The organism is Gordonia oryzae, assembly GCF_003797185.1.
Classification (GTDB): Bacteria; Actinomycetota; Actinomycetes; order Mycobacteriales; family Mycobacteriaceae; genus Gordonia; species Gordonia oryzae.
Window position 1 is genome coordinate 40,015 of sequence record NZ_RKMH01000008.1, and the last position, 20,335, is coordinate 60,349.

The window sequence follows — 20,335 nt, forward strand, 5'->3', positions numbered from 1 at the left end:
TCGCAGACATGACGAACAAGATCCCCGACGGCTTCGTCCCCGGCCTCGAGGGCGTCGTCGCCTTCACCACCGAGATCGCCGAGCCGGACAAGAACGGCGGCAACCTGCGCTACCGCGGCGTCGACATCGAAGATCTCGTCGAGAACAAAGTCACCTTTGCCGACGTGTGGGCGCTGCTCGTCGACGGTCGGTTCGGCGACGGCCTGCCACCCGCGGAACCCTTCCCGCTGCCCATCCACACCGGCGACGTCCGTGTCGACGTGCAGGCCGCGCTGGCGATGCTCGCCCCCATCTGGGGCTACCGGCCGCTGCTCGACATCGACACCGCCACCGCCCGCGCGAACCTGGCGCGCGCGTCGGTGATGGCGCTGTCCTACGTGGCACAGTCGGCCCGCGGCATTCACCAACCTGCCGTACCCCAGCGCGTCATCGACGAATGCGACACCGTCACAGCACGATTCATGACCCGATGGAAGGGTGATCCGGACCCCAAGCACATCGCCGCGATCGACGCCTACTGGGTCGGAGCAGCCGAGCACGGACTCAACGCGTCGACGTTCACCGCCCGCGTGATCGCCAGTACCGGAGCCGATGTGGCAGCAGCGCTGTCCGGGGCGATCGGCGCGATGTCGGGGCCGCTGCACGGAGGAGCACCGGCACGGGTGCTGCCGATGATCGAGGAGGTCGAGCGCACCGGCGACGCTCGGGCGCTGGTCCGGACCATCCTGGACCGCAAGGAAAAGCTGATGGGGTTCGGTCACCGGGTCTATCGTGCCGAGGACCCGCGAGCACGCGTCCTGCGCCGCACCGCACAACAGCTCGGGGCGCCGCGCTACGAGGTGGCCGCGGCGTTGGAGCAGGCCGCGCTCACCGAACTGCGCGAACGCCGCCCGGACCGCGCGATCGAGACCAATGTCGAGTTCTGGGCGGCGGTCATCCTGGACTACGCCGAGGTGCCCACGCACATGATGCCCGCCATGTTCACCTGCGGCCGGACCGCGGGCTGGTGCGCACACATCCTCGAACAGAAGCAGCTCGGCAAGCTCGTCCGCCCGGCCGCGCTGTACGTCGGCGCCGCACCGCGACGGCCCGAGGACGTCGAAGGTTGGGGAGATGTGGTCACACCAGGCCTCTGACGGGCAGACTGGTCGCGTGGCCACGATCGTCGTGACCACGCGAACCGAAAGGACCCATCGACGTGTCGAAGAACGCGAAGGTCGCTCTCATCATCGTCGGCCTCGGGCTGATCGTGGCGCTCATGGTGTTGCTGCGTCGGGACAAGACACTGGTACACGCGGCCACCGCGAAGATCGAAGAGACGATCGACGAGTTCGATCCCGCAGCCAAGGCCGCCGTGGTGGCGCGCCTGGGCATCGAGGTCAAGGACAAGGCGATCGAGGCCAAGGACATCGCCGTCGGCACCGCGAAGGGCCTCGCGGGCTGACTGCGCCGAGCTGACGCGGCTCATCCGGCAGCCATCGCATCGACTCCGCCGCAACCAGCGCGGAACGTGAGTCACCCGCGACAGCTCGTCGCCCCACGGCCAATAGGTTGACCATCCCCGACAGTGGGCCCGAGAAGCACAGTGGGCCCGAGAAGCACAGCAGGCCCGAGAAGCAGGGCGACGATCTCGGCGATCGCGCGGCCCGAGGGCGGCAATCCGGAGCGCCCGAACACCTCCATCGCCGTGTCTCGTAGACCGGCACGGGTTTTCCGGTCGTCACCGGGGACCGAGTCCGAACCCCCTCGACGGTACGCACGTTCACCGCACTCAACACCCGTTCAGGAGCGGTCACGAGGAGCGCGTCGGCCTGGTCGTCTCCGGACGACGGGCCGCGACCCAGTGGCGAGGGCCACAGCCCTAGAATTGCGCCCATGAGCGACGCCGCCACCCCGATCACCCTCCCCGCCGATCTACTGCCCGCCGACGGGCGTTTCGGTTGTGGACCGTCCAAGGTGCGACCCGAGCAGCTGCACTCCCTGGTCGACATCGGCGCATCGGTGATCGGCACCAGCCACCGTCAGGCCCCGGTGAAGAACGTGGTGGGCTCAGTGCGCGAAGGCCTGTCGCAGCTATTCGCCCTCCCCGACGGCTACGAGATCGTGCTGTCCAACGGCGGCACCACCGCCTTCTGGGATGCCGCGTCGTTCGGCCTGATCAAGCGCCGCTCCCTGCACCTGACCTACGGTGAGTTCTCGTCGAAGTTCGCCACCGTCGCCAAGAAGGCGCCGTTCCTCGATTCTCCCGCGGTGATCTCGACCGATCCGGGTACCGCCCCCGACCCCGCCGCGCTGACGCCCGATGAGTTCGGTGGCGTCGACCTGATCGGCTGGGCACACAACGAGACCTCCACCGGTGTCGCGGTGCCGGTCACCCGCCCCGACGGCGCCGACGACGCGCTGATCGCCATCGACGCGACCTCCGGTGCCGGCGGACTGCCCGTCGACATCGCCGCGACCGACGTCTACTACTTCGCCCCGCAGAAGTGCTTCGCCGCAGACGGCGGCATCTGGCTGTCCGCGATGAGTCCTGCGGCCCTCTCACGCATCGAACAGATCTCCGGCACCGATCGCTGGTGCCCGGAGTTCCTGTCGCTGCCGACCGCGGTCGACAACAGTCGCAAGAACCAGACCTACAACACCCCGGCCCTGTCGACATTGCTGTTGCTGGACAACCAGATCCAGTGGATGCTCGGCAACGGCGGCCTGGACTGGTGCGTCTCACGTACCGCGGATTCAAGTTCGCGCCTGTACTCCTGGGCCGAGAAGTCGACATTCGCGACGCCGTTCGTCACCGACCCGACCCTGCGCAGCCAGGTCGTCGGCACCATCGACTTCGATGACGAGATCGATGCGGGCGCCGTCGCCAAGACCCTGCGCGCCAACGGCGTCGTCGACACCGAGCCGTACCGCAAACTGGGCCGTAACCAGTTGCGAATCGGGATGTTTCCGGCAATCGATCCCGACGACGTCAGCAAGCTCACCGCGAGCATCGACTACATCGTCGAGCGCCTGTAGCCGCGCTGCTCCCGTTACCGTCCACAGTTTCCGTCCGCGGTTATCGAACGACTCCTGCCCGTCCCCCGGGTATATCGGTGCTCGACGTCGGCGCACGTACGGGCGTGGTCTCGCCGTCGAAGCCGCCCCGCCAATCGGCGAGAAGGGCCGGACGAAGGGCATCATCGTCGGGGAGGTCATCTTCGAGCAATGGGACCGGCGGACGCACCGTCGATCTCGTAGTCTTCGCCTCGTGCGCACCACCACCGTGCGCACCAGCACCGTGGTGCTTGTGTGTGGATCACCGGTGACGTCCAGACCACACCGGACCGCACGTTACCCTAGATCACATACGTCCCATCCAACGCATGGGTCACGTCCGCCACTGTCGGGCTGAACTGCGCGTTTCCGCCGTGCCACCGGGCGACTCCGGCCCGCGTGTCCGGCCCGATCCGCGACGTTCGGTGGTCTAACCTGGCCACAATGCCCGCACTCGTGGTCAACCGGAGGAGGAGCAGATGCGCGAACTTCGAGTGGTCGGCGTCGACGCCGACGGCTCCCGAGTCATCTGCCAAGACGTCGAGTCGGGCGAGAAGTTCACCGTTGCCGCCGACGAACGCCTCCGCGCCGCAGCCCGCGGCGACCTGTCCCGCCTCGGACAGATCGACATCGAGATGACCAGCTCACTTCGACCGCGCGAGATCCAGTCCCGCATCCGGGCTGGAGCCACGGTCGCCGAGGTCGCCGCCATTGCCGGAGTCAGCACCGACAAGATCGAACGATTCGCCCACCCGGTTCTGCTCGAACGCAGCCGGGCGGCCGAACTCGCCGCGTTGGCTCATCCCCTGCGTCACGACGGACCCTCGGAACTCACCCTCGGCGACGTCGTCACCGAAGGACTCGTTGCGTTCGGCCAGAATCCGTCGGAGGCGGCGTGGGACGCCTGGAAGGGCGAGGACGGTTACTGGGCGGTGCAGATCGTCTGGCGGATCGGCCACACCGAGCATCGTGCGCACTGGCGGTATCACCCCGGCGCGCACGGCGGAACCGCCGACCCGCTCGACGACCTCGCCGAGGAACTGACCCACCCGGAGCTGATCGAGCCGCGCCGACGCCTGACGCCTGTCGCAACCCCGGTCATCGCTCCGGTTCCCGCGCCCGTCGTCGACGTCGACGATGCAGGCCGCGAGCAGGTCACCCTCGACGCCGATTCGATCATCGGTGCCCAACGCAGCCGCCACGATCCCGCGCATGCCCCCTTTGACGAGCACGGCACCTACGCGCTCGATTTCAACTCCGCAGACCCGCACGGCACCGAACCGCACGACCGTCATCGTGACGAGGTCGTGGTCGGCACCGAACCCTCGGAGACCCCCGACGACGTCGCGCCGGTTGAGGACGCCGGCAGCACCGGCAGCACCGATGACCTGGACCACACCCCCGACAACCCAACGCCCACGCCGACCCCGGTCACCGCGCAGAGTCGGCGCAAGTCACGCAAACCAGCAGTACCCGCCTGGGAGGACGTCCTACTGGGTGTCCGTAGCAATCCGAACAGCTGAGGGGGGACGATGTCGGCGCGCGCAGTCACACTCTGGTTCATCGATACCGATGATCCTGCGCGAGTGATTCGTGATGGAGTCACCAATGACGTGACCGCTGCCGGACGCCTGGCGTCGGCGATCTACGGCAACAGCGTCCTGCTACCGATGGTCGACACGGACCTCGCGTCGGCGATGGACGCGACGGACTCACACATCTACGCCGGCTTCTACGGGCCGCTGCGTGTGTTGTCGTGTTCGCTATTCGCCACCGAGCGGCCCAGCACACTCACGCGGACAATCGCGTCAATTCAGCGCAGCGCAGCGGCCGCGGTGCTCTACACCGATCCGGCCACCGGTACCGGCGCCTTCGCCCGGTGGGAGAACGGGGAGTTGCGCCGATCGTTCTCGGCGACACCGGTGGACTACTTCGAGGACGAGGGCGTCCCCTTCAGCTTCGAGGGACCATTCTGGGGTGGCGAACATCCGCTGCGCTACGCCGACGGGGTGGCCCCCGATCCACTGGCCCTGCCGTTTCACCCGCAGCAACTCGCCGAGGAATCCAACCGGGCCTGGCTCGGCTTCCGCTTCACCCATCCCCTCGCGCCGACCGACTCCGACCCGGCCCGAATCCCGGTGACCGCGTTCGCCATTCATCCGGCGGACTACCAACCGACAAGCGAGGACACCGAGCGCTACCACGCCGCGTCCCGTGCGCGGGTGACACCACCGCCGACGCCCGACGAACTCACCGGCGGCGAACCGAAACGCGGCCGCGGCCGGCTGGCCCGGTACTTCGGCTTCGGCGGCTCCTGACACTTCTTTCACCGCAACGATTTTCGCTGTCCTACGACATGGCGAACAGGGCGATACCCGAACCGACCCCGGCGAGCAGCCCGGTGAGTGCACCCCACACGATCCACCGCCACACCGGGCGAAACCTGAAGTCCCACAACGTCCACGCACTCGTCGGGGCCAGCACGACGATGGCGACGAGACCGACGCCGTGCGCGAGCGACTCCGCCAAGCTGTAGACCCCGACGGTCACCAGCGAGCAGAAGGCCACCGCCGCCGCACTGACGAGCAGCCCGAGTGTCCACGGCGTCGGCTCGTGGCGGCGCCATGACTCGAGGTCGGCACCATCAGCCGATCCCGCGATCACCCGCTGCGGCTCGGGGATGTACATCGTCCACGCGGGTGTGCGGTCGGCGGTGCGCTCGCCCGAGTCGCTCATTTCACCATCGTGCCCGACCGGACGCGCTCATAGAAGGCGATCGCCGCCGCGGTGGCGACATTGAGCGAGTCGGTGCCCCGACTCATCGGGATCCGGGCCTGCACATGGGTGGCACGCATGGTGGCCCTGGCCAGTCCGGGTCCCTCGGCGCCGACGAGGAAGGCGACGCGCTCGGCGTCCACCGACTCGGCCAGGACCGCGGCCTGCGGGTCCGGGGTCAGCGATACCGTGGTGAAACCGTACCGGTGCACGTCCTCGAGCCCCGCGGGCCATTGGTCGAACTGCGCGGACGGCACCAACAGGGCGTGCCCCATCGACACCCGCACACTGCGCCGATAGAGCGGATCGGCACAACCCGACCCGAATAGGACGGCGTCGACCCCGAGCCCCGCGGCGTTGCGGAAGATCGACCCGATGTTCTCGTGATCGTTGACCCCCTCGAGGATCGCCACCGTCCGTGCGCCGGCGAGCACCTCATCGACCTGCAGCACCGGCGGCCGTCGGGCCACCCCCAGCACCCCGCGATTGAGATGGAACCCGACGATCTCGGCCATCACCTCGGCGGTGGCCCGATAGAACGGGACCGCCGGCCCGGGGTCGTCTGGCCCGGAGTCGTCTGACCCGACCACCCGCACGTCGTCGGCGAGTTCGTCGAGTCGCCGCGACACCCCGAGGAAGGCGTGCGGGGTAAAGCGGGAGGCGATCATCCGTTGGGCAACCAGGACGCCCTCGGCGATGACCAGACCACGGCCACGCCGGCCTCCGGGCAAGGCAGGCAAATCCGGACGCCGGTCGACCGAGTTGAGATCGCGAAAGTCGTCGACCCGCTCGTCGGCGGGATCGTCGATGTCGATGACCCGCACCGGTAATCGGCTGGCCGCAACCGGGCTCGAGTTCACCGGACTCGGGGGCACAGAGGGGAAAAACGCGTCGGACACAACCAGTCAGTCTGCCAAAGCGGCTACCGGGGTCATTCGCCGATCCGAGCCCGACGGGCCGAGTGACCAGGCTGGTATGACAACGTGGAGTCGTGAACAGTGCCGATGCGACGATCGACAATCTGAGCCTGAACCGCGCCACCGACGACGACTGGGACGACATCATCGCAGCCGACGCCCGGGCTTTCGCGATGCGCAACCCGATTCCCGACGACGAGCGAGATGACCTGCGCGCCAAGGTCTCCGATTCCGATGTCATCGTCGTCCGGGATACCGATGTGTCGTCGGTGCCGTTGGTCGGGGTGTCGATGTTCTACCGGATGTCGATGACCCTGCCCGGCGGAGGCGTCGCCGATGCGGCCGGACTGTCGTGGGTGTCGGTGGCCGCGACTCATCGCCGCCGCGGCATCCTACGACGGATGCTCACCGAGTTGACCGGCCAGTGGATCGAGGAAGGGCAGACCTTTGCGATCCTCACCGCATCGGAGGGCACCATTTACGAGCGCTTCGGCTTCGGGCCGGCGTGCTTCGCGCATTCGATCCGTATCGGGTCATCGGCTCTGATGCGGGCCGAGCACCCGTCTCACGCGACGGTGCGCTTCGCCAACCCCGACGAGGTGGCGGCCACCGTCGCCGACATCCATCACCGGTGGACCGCAACCCGACCGGGCGCCCTCGTCCGCACCGAGGAGTGGTGGGCGCCGATCCTGGCCGACCGCAACTCCGAACGCCCACCAGCGGCGAGCGGGTTGCACTACCTGCTGCACGACGACGGATACGCGAGCTACCGGGTGTTCAAGGGCGTCGCCGACGGCGAGGTACACGCCGAGGTCGAGGAGGTCGTGGCGGTCACCGAGGACGCCCACACCGACCTGTGGCGGGTATTGATCTCCCTCGACCTCATCCCGACCCTGCACGCGTCCATCCCGGTCGATGACCCCCTTCCCCGCAAGCTGCTGAACCTGCGTTCGGTCGAGGTGACCGGTCTGGTCGACAAGATGTGGTTACGCATCCTCAACGTGCCCGCCGCTCTGGGCGCACGCCGATACAACGCCGATCTCGATGTCGTCCTCGACGTGGGCGATCGATTCGCCGGGCGCGGCGGAACCTTTGCCCTCACCGTCGGCAACGGTGCTGCCGTCGTGGTGCCCAGCGAGGCACAACCGACCGTGAGACTGGACATCGCGGTGCTCTCCAGCCTCTACCTCGGCGGGATCTCCGCGCGCGAGTTCGCCGCAGCGGGACGACTGTGGACCGATTCGTCGGCCACGCTCGACGCACTGGACCGGGCGTTCGCGACGACCCGGGCACCGTTCGCCGGCACCTTCTTCTGACCCGACCTTGCGCCCTGCGACCCGACCATCCGTGCCGACACTGGTCGGCTCGGAGGTCAACTGTCGGCGAAGATGATCCGTTCGAGGATCGGCACGGCCGCGCTCAGCGTCGCGCGTTCCTCGTCGGAGAGTTCTTCGAGCCGGTCGTTGAGCCACGCCTTGCGGGCCGCCACCTCGTTGGCGATAACCCGCTCCCCGGCGGGCGTCAAGGTCACGATGGCCTGCCGACCGTCGGTGGGGTGCGCCTCGCGCTTGATCATGCCGAGGTCGGTGAGCGAGGCGATGACCCGCGTCATCGACGGCGGTTTGACGCGTTCGGCCGCGGCAAGCGCACCCGGCGACATCGAGCCCTCGTGATAGAGAGTGTTCAGCGCCGAGAGCTGTGTCAGCGACACGAGTTCGTTGTCGCGACGCAGTCGCAGCCGCCGGGCCATGCGGACGACCGCGAGCGACAGCGACCCGGCCAGCCGTTCGTCACTCTCAACAACAAGCTCCACGGCGCAAATATTATGTTCTTCTGCGGAATTCCGCAGCACCGTAGCGGGAATGTCGCTCCTCTGAACCACAGGTTTCCTCCTGCGGCGCGTGCGCGAGTCGCGTCGCGGAGGCCGAGTGGCGCTCCCCCGATGCTCCTCCAAGTACTCCCTTCCTCCGCAGGAAATTTCACGGGGACGAACGAAAGAGGACTCGAAGACACTCTTCCCCTCCTCCTCATCCCCTCCCCCGCAGTCGTCGGCGTTGTGCGGATCGCCGGAGATGCCGCCGATGATGATCGGGTTGAGCGCGAGGCAAGAGGCCACCGTGATAAAGGTGACCAGGCCGCCGCGGCACTCCCGACCCAGCGTCGACCCGCGCTGGGAGATCGTGAAAAGCCGGTCGAGCGCGCCCGCCAACCGGGCGCAATTCTGCGTCGATTGGGCGCCCGATTCGGTCGACCTGGCGGGAGTCGGTGTCGGGGGGCTCGTGCGAGGGATCGGTGGACGCAGCGGAAAGCTACCCTGAAACCATGTCCGACGCAGCGCCCGTACCCGAACTCCCCCGTGCCCTGCGTGCGCCAGAGCCGGTGATCATCGTCGGGATGCTGGCGTGGCTGATCGCCACGATCGTCGTCGGCGTGTCCGGATGGGGCGGGGGGCGAACGCTCGCGGTCTGCCTCACCGGCCTCGGTGTAGGGGTGCTGGGGACGGTGGTATTCCTGATCCAGCGCAGGGCATCGCGGCGCGGCGAGAAGACCGCGCAGCGGGGACTCGACTGACTGACCGACCGACTCGACGGACTCGTGGCTTCGGTCAGTCGAGCACCCGGATCAGCCACCGAGGCCAACGCTGCCGCCGACCGTCAACTACCCACCACGACGACCCGCCGCACTCAACGGTAGCGCGTGGACCCGTCCGGCGGCGCTGTGGTCGACACGAGCTTGGCGAAGCAGTGTTCGCCGTCGAATCCCTGTGCCGCACACCATGCGTTGGCCTGGTCCGGTCCGGGGAAGGTCGCCGCGGCCACCGTCACCCACCAGCCCGGCTGAGTGAAGACGCTCCATTCGTCTGAGTAGAGCAACCGAACATCGTTGAACCGCAATCGCAGTGCCAGGAATTCGTCGAGAATGGCCTGGTTGTCCCAGGTCTTGCCGTCGGCGAACAGGCCGGGCCGTTTGGAGCTCAGCTGCGCCACCCACCGGTTGTTGAGAGTGGACAGGATGAAGGCACGATCCGAATTCGCTTGTCTACGTAGCGCATCACCGGTGGTCGAACCGAGGTCGACACCCGGCGGCAGCGCCGGACCCGTGGAGACCTGGGGTGGCGCGGCCGAACCGCCTTCCGGTTTCGGCAACGAGGTGGTGGTTTGGGGGCCAGGGTCGCAGTCGACGGTGAACGTGCCCGCGACCGTACCGTTGGCCTGGCCGAGGGTGTCCGGTGTCCGATAGAAGGAGCCGGGCGGGTAGGTCAATTCCATGGTGATGCCCTCACCGACATCGCTCGGCGGGATCGCGGCGGGCGCCCGGGAGAAGTCGAAACGCCCGGAGGCAACAAGCGATCCCGAGTCCGCGATGGAGATGCGGGTTCCGTTGCCCGACATCACATCTCCATCGGCACACGTGGCCACGACCTTCATCGTCGCGACCAGCCCGGCCGGGGTCGTGCGGAACTGCTGCGGCGTGAACGTCGGCGGCGTCGCACAATGGGTGACGGTGCCTTCGGCGGCTGTCCGCGTCTGGGCCGGCGCGATACCCGGCGGGCCCGCCGGGCCGCCGGTGGGTGCGAAGCCGGTGATCGTCGTACCCGTCAAGGTCACCAGAGTCGATCCGACGGCGAAGGTCTGCGCGGCCGGCGACGAGTCCGACGAGGCGCCGCCCACGGTGGACACGGGCAGCGACCAGGCGTTGCTGCCGTCGGCCAATGACAGCGCCGTGATCCCACCCGTGGCGTCGGCAGCGATCAACCGCTGTCCGTCGGTGACCGGGAAACCCGTTGACGCATAGGACGGTGCGGCCGGTTGCGTCCAGCGGGTCTGACCGGTCGCGGTGTCGGCGGCGGTGAGATTTCCACCCTGAGCGATGACCACCTCGTGATCGTCGGCGAAAACAGCGGCGGTAGAACCGTACGGCGAGTCGGGTCCGCCCACCGTGGTCGTCCACGTGCTGGACTTGTCGGCCACCGAGGTCCACTTGCCGTCGACGAGAAGGTGGCCCCGCTGAGTCGGCGAGGCCACCGTGGGCACCGACACCGAGGAGCCAGGGATCTCGACGGTGGTGCCGTCGGGTCGTACGACGACGACCGGACCCGGGGTGAACGCTCCCGCCGAACCCGAGGCCGAGACGACGGCGATCGAACCATCGGCCAGCGGCTCGGTGGTGGCGTATCCGGCACGGTTGAGAAGTTCACGGCCGTCTCCGGCCGAGACGACGAGCACCGAGGTCTGACCGCTGGCCACCAGCGACGACGTGGCGGTGAAGCTGGACGCATCCCCGCCGGGACCGCCGTCGGTGAGCGGGTAGGACTTGGTCCACACCGCGTGCGCCCTGTTGTCCACCTTCATGATGGACAGCCCATCGTCGGTGAACGATCGGAGGTACGCGCCGTCGGTGTTGAGTGCGATCTCGTAGGCCCGGGGCGAGGGGTTGTCGGCGGTGGCGACGACGGAGCCGGTCGAGGTGTCGAAGAAGGTGATGGTCGACTCGTCATAGCAAGCGATCCGGCCGTTGACGATCGTGTCCGAGCAGCCCTGAACGGTTCGCGATGAAGTCCAGTGCTTACCGGTCTCGGTGTCGACGCCGGCCAGCGTGCGGCCGGACGAGGACTGGCTGCTGACGAAGGTCACCAACGTGTGCTCGTCGTGGACCGCGCCGAGCGAGAGGTACTGGGCCTTGTTGGGATCGGGCGAGACGAACTGCTCGCCACCGAGTTGCGAGGCACCGACCTGCCAGGTGGCTGTCGGAACTGTCGGAAAGGTCCTGGTGAGTTGCCCGTCGAGCGGGGCGGGGCGGGGCGAGTCGTCGCGGCGGCTGGTCCACCAGACGAGTCCGCCGGCGACCAGCCCGGCGACGCAGACCAGCGCGACGGCAGTCAGAACCCACGGCAGCGCACGGCGGCGGCGAGGTGGCGTCGGGCCGGGAGGCCGGGCCGAGAATCCGCCGCTCGGATATCCGGGCGGCATCCCCGACGGCATCCCCGACGGCGGACCGAAGTATCCGGCACCCGCCGGCGGCATCGGTCGCGCCATGGTCGGCTGATACGCCGCCTGCGGCCCGGTGGCCGGCGGAGGTGGAGGTGGCACCGGAGGCTGAGGGCCACGGGTCGTGGGTGGCGCGGGACGCGCGATGAACTCCGTCGCGTCCGAGGCGTTGTCACCGGCGAGTTCATCCGAGTCGGACATCATGTCAGTTAATCGGAGTCGGACCTCGACGTTGCAGCTCCGACTGTCATCCGATCGGACCATTTCTGTGCACCGCGACCCACATCGACGCCCTTACACACAGCAGTACCCACAAGGCGCCGCACGCCCATCCGGCGAGCACGTCCGTGGTCCAGTGCACGCCGAGATACACCCGGGTCACTCCGATCGCGAACGACAGTGCAGGCGCGGCGAGCAATACCCACCGATGGTCGCGGACCCACGCGCTGAGCCGGTAGGCGACGACGGCGAGCAGACAGTAGACGACCATCGACATCATCGCGTGTCCACTCGGAAACGAGTAACTCCCGACGTGCAACAGCCGGTCGGTGACCGGCGGACGAGTGCGCGCCACAAGGTGTTTGAACGCCACCATGACCGCCGCGCCCACCAATGACCCGACGGCCAGCAGCACCGCCTCGTCCACGTGGCGCCGAATCATCAGCCAGACAACGACCACCGTGCAGATGATCGTCATCGTCAGGGAGTTCCCGAAGAAGGTGACGACGTGCGCCAGCCCGATCCACGGCTGCGCCCGCCCCGCAATCATCCAGTTGGTGACGTCGTCGTCGATCCGAAGCCGGTCGAAGGCAAGCGTGACCGTCATGACGACACCCTACTGATCGGCTGTCGCGGTTGCGCCGGGTGATCGACTGAGGCGGATTCGGATTCGGACCCATACTGGCCCGGATGCCGCCGAGAAGGAAACGGGCGGTCAGCCCGCAGCGAGTGCGCGGCTGATCACGAGCCGCTGAATCTGGTTGGTGCCCTCGAAGATCTGGGTGATCTTGGCTTCACGCATGTAGCGCTCCACTCGGAAGTCACGGGTGTACCCGTTGCCACCGAGGACCTGCACCGCGTCGGTCGTGACCTTCATCGCGGCGTCGGTCGCGATGAGCTTGGCGGTCGCGGCCGCACGCGAATACGGTTGTCCGGCATCCCGTCGGCGAGCGGCGTCGAGATAGGTCGCGCGTGCCGAGTCGACGGCGGCGGCCATGTCGGCGAGGACGAAGCCCAAACCCTGGTGGTCGATGATCTTGCGGCCGAAGGTGGTCCGTTCTTGTGCGTACTCGACCGCAGCGTCCAACGCCGACTGCGCCAATCCGGTGGCACAGGCGGCGATTCCCAATCGTCCGGAATCCAGGGCGGAGAAGGCAATCGGCAACCCCTGACCCTCGGCGCCGATCAGGCGGTCCGTGTCGACGACAGCGTCGTCGTACGTGGCGGCAGTGGTCGGCACGGCGTGCAGCCCCATCTTCTCCTCAGGCTTTCCGAAGGTGAGACCGTCGGTGTCTCGCGCAACGAGGAAGCAGGAGATCCCCTTCGACCCCTCACCGGTGCGCGCGAACACGTTGTAGACGTCGGCGATGCCGCCGTGGGTGATCCATGCTTTCGTTCCGGTCAGGTGATAGCCGTCGGCGGCGGCTTTGGCTCGGCAGTTCAGTGCCGCCGCATCCGAGCCGGCCTGTGGCTCGGACAAACTGTAGGCGCCGATGAGTTTGCCGTTCAACAAATCCGGGAGCCAACGCTGCTTCTGCTCGTCGGTGCCGAAGGTGAAGAGCGGGTGACACGCCAGCCCGTGCACACTGGTCGCCACTGCCACTGCCGCCCACCGTGCCGCGAGTTCCTCGAGCACCTGGAGGTAGACCTCGTACGGTTGGCCACCGCCATCCCACTCCACCGGATACGGCAGACCGAGGAGTCCTGCCTCGCCGAGCTCAGCGAAGAGCCCGTCGGGATACGTTTCGGCCTTCTCGTGCGCGTCGGCGATCGGTGCCAGACGCTTGTCGGCGATGTCGCGGGTCAGGGCGATCAGGTCGCGCGCCTCATCATTGGGGAGCAGACGATCAACAGCCATGTGGCGAGCCTTTCCGGGCCATAGACAGTACTCAGGTACTCTTCACAGTACTATTCTCGACGCCGGAAGGCCATCGCGGTCCGGCAGCCCAGCAGTGAGGAGCGATCATGACCCGCGGGGTGAATGCGAGCGCGGGCGTCACCGACTTCGGTACCCGGAGACGCGCCGCGCTGTTCGACGACCTCCTCGCCCTGCTCCTCGCCGAGGGTTTCGCACATCTGTCCGTCGCCGACCTCGCCGGCAGATTGCACTGCTCCAAGACGACGATCTACACCCTCGCCGACAGCAAGGAGCAACTGGTCACCACGACCGTGACGCATTTCTTCCGGGTCGCCACCGAGCACGTCGAGGCGCGGGTCGTGGCGGCGACGTCGGCACGCGACGCGGTCATCGATTACCTCATCGCCGTCGGCGAGGAACTCTCGCCTGCCTCCGAGGTGTTCATGACCGACCTGCATGCCTTCAGCCCGACCCGCGACCTCTACGAACAGAACACCGCCGCAGCCGCCCGCCGGGTGCGGGAGCTGATCGACGCCGGAGTTCACGACGGCGAGTTCCGAGATGTCAATGCCGCGTTCGCTGCCGACGTCGCCGCGACGATGATGAGCCGCATCCAGCGACGAGAGGTGTTGGCGACCACGGGCCTCGACGACGCCGCCGCCTATCGACAGCTCGCCGCGATCCTCACCACTGGTATCGACGCCCAACAACGCTGACGGTCGGCAACGAGGCGGCCATCAACGACGGCGGGACAGATGCGTACCACCCCGGTTGTCGACCCACCACCGCACCCGAACCTCACTCGACTCGCCACTACCCTTGCGCGACACTGCCATCCGCAAGTCGTCATACACACGCACCTCGCCGTGAACCGGCCTTCCGGTTTCGGCAGTGAACAACACCGCTGCGGTGTCGTCGGCCGTCGCATACTCCCCCGCACCGACCGGTTCGGCGGTGAGCTCCTCCGATACCGTCGGGAGGTCCAGGACATCTGCCAAAAGCGCTGCACCCTCGGGGCTGTCGGGACCGATCACGAGGACCCCGGGATCGACGGCCTGCGCCCACCACCGGTCATCGACAACGACCGGCACGCGATGGTCATCGGTGAGGACGGTGGCACCGGAGGCGACCCGCACGCCGTCGGGTGCATCGATCTCCGACCAGTCGATCCTGCCCGACCGGCAGACCTCAGCCACCGCGGAGTAGATCCCGCGGGCGACACCGGGCGAGATCGATCTTGCCCGATCGCCCAGCCTGGCCAGCAACAACGATGCCTGCGTGGCGGATTCGGGTGGCAATGCCGCGACCGCTGGGGCCAGCGCGTCCGCGTGCGGATGCTCGAGCGGATCGAGCACACCGACGAGCGAGTGGTCCGACGGCGCGCGGTATTCACCAAGCAGTGCTCCGTCGACCTCGGCGAAGTGGCGTAACCACCAGGCCGTGTACCCCTCGCGATCGTCGAGCGCTCGTGCCGCTTGCTCATCCTCGACGATCAACGTCAGGGCACGCTCCCACCGAGCGGGGTCGACGAGGTCGAGATCACGGATGGCGCACAGACGTTCCGGCGGATCCGGCAAGGTCTCCCACCACTGCTCCTCGTCGGGAAGATCGTGATCGGGCCCGGTCGGCAGCTCATCGCCGATCACCGCGAACGACCATCCCACTCCGAGCCGACGAAGCACCTGCACACTGTGCCGCTCGGCGACGTCGGTGTCGAGCAGACCGAAGGGATGGTCCTCGACGAGCACCGCGGCCAACGGCGAATCGGCGAGCAGCATCTCGTCGGCACTACGCAAGTCTCCATCGTCGGCGGGTAACGGAAGCCGCGACAGCCATCCGGGCACATCGGTATCGGTGCCAGCTCCGAGCAGCGCGAGAACTTCCTCGGCCAGACCAGTGGCGTCAACCTCCTCACCCGCACCGTCCTCGACAAGGTCGGCCGCCTCCTCGACGAGCACGCGCAATGCCGGATCGGCGAGTGCATCGGTGATCGAAAGCCGCTGCACGCCCAGTCGTTCCAGGAGGGGATGGTCAGCCTCGGCCGCAACGGTACGAATCCAGCGCAGGGGCGTCTGCACGGCGTGCGCGGTGAACAATCCACGCGCACCGATGTTCATCCGACCATCCGAACGCGGGATGGGCAGCGCGGCAAGTTCTTCGGCGTCGAGGGTTGTCGACACCAGCGGTGCGAGCGCCGCGTACAACCGCCCCCACCACGCAGGGTCGCGATCCACACCGGTTAGCCGCTCCGCCAACAACGCCAAGCCGATGCGGGACACGCCGAGCGATTCGAGCACCGGAAGTTGATGTGCGAGAGACAGATCTGGATGGACGAGATCGGTGAACAGCTCGCCGAGCACCTCCGCGAGATCGGGATCGAGCCCAATCAGCACCGACGCACCCTCAGGCACCAGCGGCACCCCTGCGATGCCGGGTAGCCAAGCAGTACGACGCAGTTCACCGAGCACCGCGTCGATCAACCGGGCATCGTCGCCGTTACGCGCGCGATGCGCGCGAGGAACGAGTGCCACGCCGTCGCCGGGCTCGGCAAGACGCAACACGTCCACGTAACCCGCTGCGGCCGCGGCGATGTCGGCATCGGGGTGCACGTGGCGACGATCCTGGGTGAGCGGGAGACGGGCGATGAGCCGACACGGCAACGACAGTTCGATGTCCGTCGGTGTCGGCGCCCAGAGCACATCGGCCGCCGACGCGTCCGCCCCGGCACTGACCGGCCGACCATCGTCGGCGCGCAACCATCGTGACGGCCCGTGCTCGATTTCGGCGAAGTCCCGACTCCGCCGATCGTCCCGGCCCGTCACGGTCACCGTGAGCCGACGAACTCGGGAACCGGAGGACAGTTCGTCATTGACCAGGTCGGTCCGGTCGATCTCGAAAGCGTTGTCCTCCACGGTGATCAACCGCAGCGCGGTCAGCGCCAGAAGCAGATCGGGGGCCTGCGCGGCAGCTGCGTCGAGGATCGCTTGCGGGTCGAGTCCCTCGACCAGGCCGAGGACGATCTCGGTCGCGAAACCCGCGCGCGGAACCCCCTTACCCGGCCAGGCCAGCCGCAGGAGCGGAACCCGTGCTGCGTCAACAATTCCCGCCTCGGCAACCGCGGCAGCGGCACGTGCACGATCGAAACGGATCGTCCCGGTCGTCGAGCGGATCTCGATGGTGTGCGCGACGGCGGCGGTGGCACTGAATCCCACCCCGAACCGGCCGATGACGCCACCGGTGCCATCGGGCCGTTTGGCCGAGACACGTAGTGCCAGCAGCGACCGGACTCCCGCTTCGGTCAGCGGCGCACCGGTATTGGCAACGTGGAGATCGTCGACATCCGACCAGATCGCGACCTCTCCCTCGACCCCTCCGAGCCGGGCCGCGTCGGCCGCGTTGGTGACCAGTTCGACGAAGAGGCGGTCGCGGTAGCCGACACTCGCCAGATCATCCTCGGCGGCAACATCTTCGGCCAGACGCGTCGGCGAGTTCCGCCACGCCGACAGTGTTGACGTGGCGAGGTCGGCGGTACCGAAGGGGTCCGTGTGCACCGGGACGGATCGGGCAACTCCGGGCGTCAAGCCCGAGCGTTCGGCTCGCCGTCAGCGCCCGCAGCACCTGCACCAGCGCCGACCGCAACGATCTCGAGAACGCCATCGTCGAAGGCGTCGTACGCCGGTGATCCCTCACCGCTCGGGGCGACGACGTCGGAGTGCGCCCCGCATCCGTATTCGGCCGAGACCACCCGGCCATCGGCGGAATACTCGTTGGCACACGCGCCGAAAGCCACCCGCAACGCACCCGACAGCGGAATGTAAAAACCGCAGGTGCAGCACGGAAAAGGCGACGCAACTGCCATCTCTGCGCCGGGACCGTGCTCGCCGTCGTACCAGCGCTGCGCAGCCGCGTCGCGGCCCTCCCGGCTGAGCAATCGCCGACGTCCGAGCCCGAGTACCCCGGCAACCTCGGCCAGGTCCTCCGGGTCGGGTGCCGATGCCTCGACACCACGGGCCGGATAGTCGTCGGCGACCTCCGGCACCACAGTCTCGCGGAGCAGGGCGCTCGTGGTGTCGACATGGTTGGGAACGAGCCGCGGATCGTTGGAGTCGGCGGCTAGCATGTCACCTGCCGTCAGATCGCCCGGCGCGACGCGCTCACTCCACGGCACCCATTCGGGCGTGAGGAGCGAACCTTCGCCCGGCAGGAGGACCACCTCACTGACTGTGACCACGTCGGTCCCGGGCGCGCCGGCGACCACCACACACCACTGCCAGCCGCGGTATCCGGTGAGATCGGCGTCGAAGTAGTGTGCTGCGGCCCACGCGCCCTCCGCGATCGCCTGACGATGGGCACCCGGCTCATGCCCGTCTTCGACGAGCGCGGCACGGGCGACCTCGACGGCGTCGAGCAACCGCTGGCCGTCCATTACTTCAGTCACGCCCTCCAGTGTGCCTCACCCGGAGACCGCGGGTCGCAGCGGCTGCGCGCGACACTTCCGAACGACACATACGGCGGCCCGGTCGGCCGATGAGGAACAATTGACGCGTGATCGGACGGAAGCCGAAGGACAGCGCCGCCGCGCCCGCGGGGACCTCGGGCCCCGCGGGTGCCGCGCGTACCCGACGCAACCCCGTCGACCACCCCGGGGCCGCGAACTATCCGGCCGATGGCGCACGCCGCCGTGCCGCCCCGACGCGGATCCCGTCGCACGGCAATCCCCCGGGCGGGAACCGCGGCGAGGCGTACCTGCCGCCGCGGACCCACAATCCGCATCTGCCCCCCCTCGACGACACGCCGACCGATCCCCATGACGAGACGGGACCGGGCGGCCATCGGACACAGGCCCTGCCGACCGATCCGGCGCCAGAGGCGCCGAAGAAGATCACGGTCGCGCGGGTGGCGGCGATGCGCAGCAGGCAACTGACCGCGAAGGGGCTCGGCAAGATCCACCAGGCAGCCACCGCCGACGGCGCCGACCAGTCGGGTCTGACCGCGCTGACCTTGCCGGTGATCGTGAACTTCGCCGTTGACGCGGCGATGGCGGTCGCGTTGGCCAACACATTGTTCTTCTCGGCTGCCACCGGACAGTCCAAGGTATCGGTAGCGCTGTATCTCGCGCTCACCATCGCACCGTTCGCACTGATCGCACCGTTGATCGGGCCGTTGCTCGACAGACTGCAGCAAGGCCGTCGGATCGCGATGGCCGCCACCTTTGGCGCCCGTGTGGTGCTCGCACTGCTGATCATGACCAACGTCAGCTGGGATCCGGTTGCCGATCAGCTCAACTACGACCCGTGGGTGCTCTATCCCTGCGCGCTGGGTCTGCTGGTGCTGTCCAAGTCGTTCGGTGTGCTCAAGTCGGCGGTCACCCCGCGGGTGGTCCCCCCGACGATCGACCTGCCGCGGGTGAACTCCCGGCTGACGATGTTCGGCCTGGTCGGCGGCACGATCATCGGTGGCGCGGTGGCCGGGCTCTTCGAGGTATTGCTGGCCAAGGCGCTGCCGTGGCACCTGCCCGGCGCGATGCTCTGGCTTGCGGTCATCGCCGCATACGGCGCATACCTGTGCATGCGTATCCCGTCCTGGGTCGAGGTCACCGAGGGAGAGATCCCGGCGACGTTGACCTATCACGCCCCGCACGCCGCAGCCGCGGCACCGGGACGGGCGGGCATGCGCGGCGGGGCCAAAGCGCTGGCCGCGAAGATGCGTCAGCCCCTCGGACGCAAGGTGGTCGCTGCGCTGTGGGGTAACGGCACCATCCGCATCCTCACCGGCTTCCTCACGCTCTACATCGCCTTCTATGCCAAGTCCCAGCAGGGCGTGCACTCGGATTGGAAGCAGCTCGCGACCATTGGCGCGGTGGGCGCCGCGGCGGGCGTGGGCAACGCCATCGGCAACGGGGTCGGCACACGTCTGCAACTGCGTAACCCGTCCAAGATCGTGTTGTATTCGACGGCCGCATGCTTCGTGATGGCCGTACTCGCGGCGATATTCGGCAACATCGTGCTGGCGACGGCGACCGCGCTGGTCGCCTCTGGCACCAGCGCGATCGGCAAGGTGTGCCTCGATTCGTCGATCCAGGACGATTTACCCGAGCAGTCGCGGGCATCGGCGTTCGGCCGGTCGGAGACGGTCCTGCAGTTGTGCTGGGTCCTCGGTGCCGCTCTCGGTGTGCTGTTGCCGACGACGCTGTGGGTGGGGTTCACCGTCGTCTCGGTCTTGCTGGGGCTGGGACTCGCGCAGACGGTGCTGACCGATCGCGGACGCTCCCTGGTTCCCGGCCTCGGTGGTGAGCGTCCCGAGCATGCGGAGCCGACCATGTCGTTCGCCGATCTCGGGACGCCGGCCTACAGCCATCCGACGCAGCGGCATGCTGCGGTCCGGCCGGATCGTCCGAACGGCCATCCGGTCGGCCGCCCGGCGGATCCGGCGTCGGCACCCACCCGACCGCACCGACCGGCAGGCCCGGCGCAGGGTCCGTCGTCCCGCGACGCTTCCGGACCGGGTGCTCAGCCCACCAAGCGGATGGGATATCACTAGAG

At 68.0% G+C, this 20,335-nt stretch carries 17 protein-coding genes; 9 read left to right on the forward strand and 8 right to left on the reverse strand.

The genetic code is table 11. The features are described from left to right. Window positions 1-8 precede the first annotated feature (8 nt). The 5 genes from EF294_RS11430 (at window position 9) to EF294_RS11455 (ending at window position 5,354) form a co-directional block, all read left to right on the forward strand. Complete coding sequence (locus tag EF294_RS11430) at window positions 9-1,136, forward strand: citrate synthase 2 (protein ID WP_123929746.1); 1,128 nt, start codon at window positions 9-11, stop codon at window positions 1,134-1,136. Window positions 1,137-1,198: 62 nt separating this feature from the next. Continuing rightward, on the forward strand, window positions 1,199-1,444 hold the full coding sequence (locus EF294_RS11435; RefSeq protein WP_123929749.1) for a hypothetical protein: 246 nt from the start codon (window positions 1,199-1,201) through the stop codon (window positions 1,442-1,444). Between the two features lie 431 nt (window positions 1,445-1,875). After that, window positions 1,876-3,018 carry a phosphoserine transaminase gene (gene serC / locus EF294_RS11445; RefSeq protein WP_123929752.1) on the forward strand — a complete coding sequence of 381 codons (1,143 nt, stop codon included), beginning with the start codon at window positions 1,876-1,878 and terminating at the stop codon, window positions 3,016-3,018. 497 nt (window positions 3,019-3,515) lie between these two features. Next, window positions 3,516-4,559, forward strand: coding sequence for a septation protein SepH (gene sepH / locus EF294_RS11450; RefSeq protein ID WP_123929755.1), 1,044 nt, complete (start codon window positions 3,516-3,518; stop codon window positions 4,557-4,559). A gap of 9 nt (window positions 4,560-4,568) precedes the next feature. After that, window positions 4,569-5,354 carry a DUF6928 family protein gene (locus EF294_RS11455; protein ID WP_123929758.1) on the forward strand — a complete coding sequence of 262 codons (786 nt, stop codon included), beginning with the start codon at window positions 4,569-4,571 and terminating at the stop codon, window positions 5,352-5,354. Window positions 5,355-5,385: 31 nt separating this feature from the next. Here the strand turns inward: EF294_RS11455 and EF294_RS11460 are convergent, their stop codons facing one another. Continuing rightward, a complete protein-coding gene (locus EF294_RS11460; RefSeq protein WP_123929761.1) occupies window positions 5,386-5,772 on the reverse strand; it encodes a DUF2537 domain-containing protein in 387 nt (128 codons plus the stop codon). Continuing rightward, window positions 5,769-6,635 carry a TrmH family RNA methyltransferase gene (locus tag EF294_RS11465; RefSeq protein WP_123930322.1) on the reverse strand — a complete coding sequence of 289 codons (867 nt, stop codon included), beginning with the start codon at window positions 6,633-6,635 and terminating at the stop codon, window positions 5,769-5,771. The genes EF294_RS11460 and EF294_RS11465 overlap by 4 nt, the downstream gene beginning before the upstream one ends. Before the next feature lie 167 nt (window positions 6,636-6,802). Between EF294_RS11465 and EF294_RS11470 the strand changes: the two genes are divergently transcribed. After that, complete coding sequence (locus EF294_RS11470) at window positions 6,803-8,044, forward strand: GNAT family N-acetyltransferase (protein ID WP_123929764.1); 1,242 nt, start codon at window positions 6,803-6,805, stop codon at window positions 8,042-8,044. 56 nt (window positions 8,045-8,100) lie between these two features. Here the strand turns inward: EF294_RS11470 and EF294_RS11475 are convergent, their stop codons facing one another. Continuing rightward, window positions 8,101-8,541, reverse strand: a complete 441-nt coding sequence (locus EF294_RS11475; RefSeq protein ID WP_123930325.1) for a MarR family winged helix-turn-helix transcriptional regulator — start codon at window positions 8,539-8,541, stop codon at window positions 8,101-8,103. Between the two features lie 509 nt (window positions 8,542-9,050). Between EF294_RS11475 and EF294_RS11480 the strand changes: the two genes are divergently transcribed. After that, window positions 9,051-9,299: a DUF2530 domain-containing protein gene (locus tag EF294_RS11480; RefSeq protein WP_123929766.1), complete on the forward strand. Its 249-nt coding sequence runs from the start codon at window positions 9,051-9,053 to the stop codon at window positions 9,297-9,299. A gap of 113 nt (window positions 9,300-9,412) precedes the next feature. Here the strand turns inward: EF294_RS11480 and EF294_RS11485 are convergent, their stop codons facing one another. The 3 genes from EF294_RS11485 to EF294_RS11495 all read right to left on the reverse strand — a co-directional run bounded on the left by EF294_RS11485 (window position 9,413) and on the right by EF294_RS11495 (window position 13,793). Beyond that, window positions 9,413-11,917: an outer membrane protein assembly factor BamB family protein gene (locus EF294_RS11485; protein WP_123929769.1), complete on the reverse strand. Its 2,505-nt coding sequence runs from the start codon at window positions 11,915-11,917 to the stop codon at window positions 9,413-9,415. A gap of 46 nt (window positions 11,918-11,963) precedes the next feature. Beyond that, window positions 11,964-12,542 (reverse strand): phosphatase PAP2 family protein, encoded by a 579-nt coding sequence (locus EF294_RS11490; RefSeq protein ID WP_123929772.1) that lies wholly within the window; start codon window positions 12,540-12,542, stop codon window positions 11,964-11,966. A 108-nt stretch (window positions 12,543-12,650) separates the two neighbouring features. After that, complete coding sequence (locus tag EF294_RS11495; protein WP_123929775.1) at window positions 12,651-13,793, reverse strand: acyl-CoA dehydrogenase family protein; 1,143 nt, start codon at window positions 13,791-13,793, stop codon at window positions 12,651-12,653. Between the two features lie 107 nt (window positions 13,794-13,900). Between EF294_RS11495 and EF294_RS11500 the strand changes: the two genes are divergently transcribed. After that, window positions 13,901-14,509 carry a TetR/AcrR family transcriptional regulator gene (locus EF294_RS11500; RefSeq protein ID WP_123929778.1) on the forward strand — a complete coding sequence of 203 codons (609 nt, stop codon included), beginning with the start codon at window positions 13,901-13,903 and terminating at the stop codon, window positions 14,507-14,509. A 21-nt stretch (window positions 14,510-14,530) separates the two neighbouring features. On the opposite strand, the gene EF294_RS11505 is transcribed toward EF294_RS11500, so the two are convergent. Continuing rightward, entirely contained in the window at window positions 14,531-17,344 is a 2,814-nt protein-coding gene (locus tag EF294_RS11505; RefSeq protein ID WP_123929781.1) for a sacsin N-terminal ATP-binding-like domain-containing protein, read from the reverse strand. A 26-nt stretch (window positions 17,345-17,370) separates the two neighbouring features. Beyond that, window positions 17,371-18,219 carry a DUF3027 domain-containing protein gene (locus EF294_RS11510; RefSeq protein WP_123930328.1) on the reverse strand — a complete coding sequence of 283 codons (849 nt, stop codon included), beginning with the start codon at window positions 18,217-18,219 and terminating at the stop codon, window positions 17,371-17,373. Between the two features lie 119 nt (window positions 18,220-18,338). Here EF294_RS11510 and EF294_RS11515 point away from each other — a divergent pair, with 119 nt between their 5' ends. After that, a complete protein-coding gene (locus EF294_RS11515; protein WP_123929784.1) occupies window positions 18,339-20,333 on the forward strand; it encodes an MFS transporter in 1,995 nt (664 codons plus the stop codon). Window positions 20,334-20,335 lie beyond the last annotated feature (2 nt).

What these genes read in the sequence shown, in the direction of transcription:
- EF294_RS11490 (WP_123929772.1), bottom strand. Translation starts at nt 12,542, where the DNA reads ATGACGGTCACGCTTGCCTTCGACCGGCTTCGGATCGACGACGACGTC.
- EF294_RS11495 (WP_123929775.1), bottom strand. Translation starts at nt 13,793, where the DNA reads ATGGCTGTTGATCGTCTGCTCCCCAATGATGAGGCGCGCGACCTGATC.
- serC (WP_123929752.1), top strand. Translation starts at nt 1,876, where the DNA reads ATGAGCGACGCCGCCACCCCGATCACCCTCCCCGCCGATCTACTGCCC.
- EF294_RS11460 (WP_123929761.1), bottom strand. Translation starts at nt 5,772, where the DNA reads ATGAGCGACTCGGGCGAGCGCACCGCCGACCGCACACCCGCGTGGACG.
- EF294_RS11430 (WP_123929746.1), top strand. Translation starts at nt 9, where the DNA reads ATGACGAACAAGATCCCCGACGGCTTCGTCCCCGGCCTCGAGGGCGTC.
- EF294_RS11485 (WP_123929769.1), bottom strand. Translation starts at nt 11,917, where the DNA reads ATGTCCGACTCGGATGAACTCGCCGGTGACAACGCCTCGGACGCGACG.
- EF294_RS11480 (WP_123929766.1), top strand. Translation starts at nt 9,051, where the DNA reads ATGTCCGACGCAGCGCCCGTACCCGAACTCCCCCGTGCCCTGCGTGCG.
- EF294_RS11510 (WP_123930328.1), bottom strand. Translation starts at nt 18,219, where the DNA reads ATGGACGGCCAGCGGTTGCTCGACGCCGTCGAGGTCGCCCGTGCCGCG.
- sepH (WP_123929755.1), top strand. Translation starts at nt 3,516, where the DNA reads ATGCGCGAACTTCGAGTGGTCGGCGTCGACGCCGACGGCTCCCGAGTC.
- EF294_RS11455 (WP_123929758.1), top strand. Translation starts at nt 4,569, where the DNA reads ATGTCGGCGCGCGCAGTCACACTCTGGTTCATCGATACCGATGATCCT.
- EF294_RS11500 (WP_123929778.1), top strand. Translation starts at nt 13,901, where the DNA reads ATGACCCGCGGGGTGAATGCGAGCGCGGGCGTCACCGACTTCGGTACC.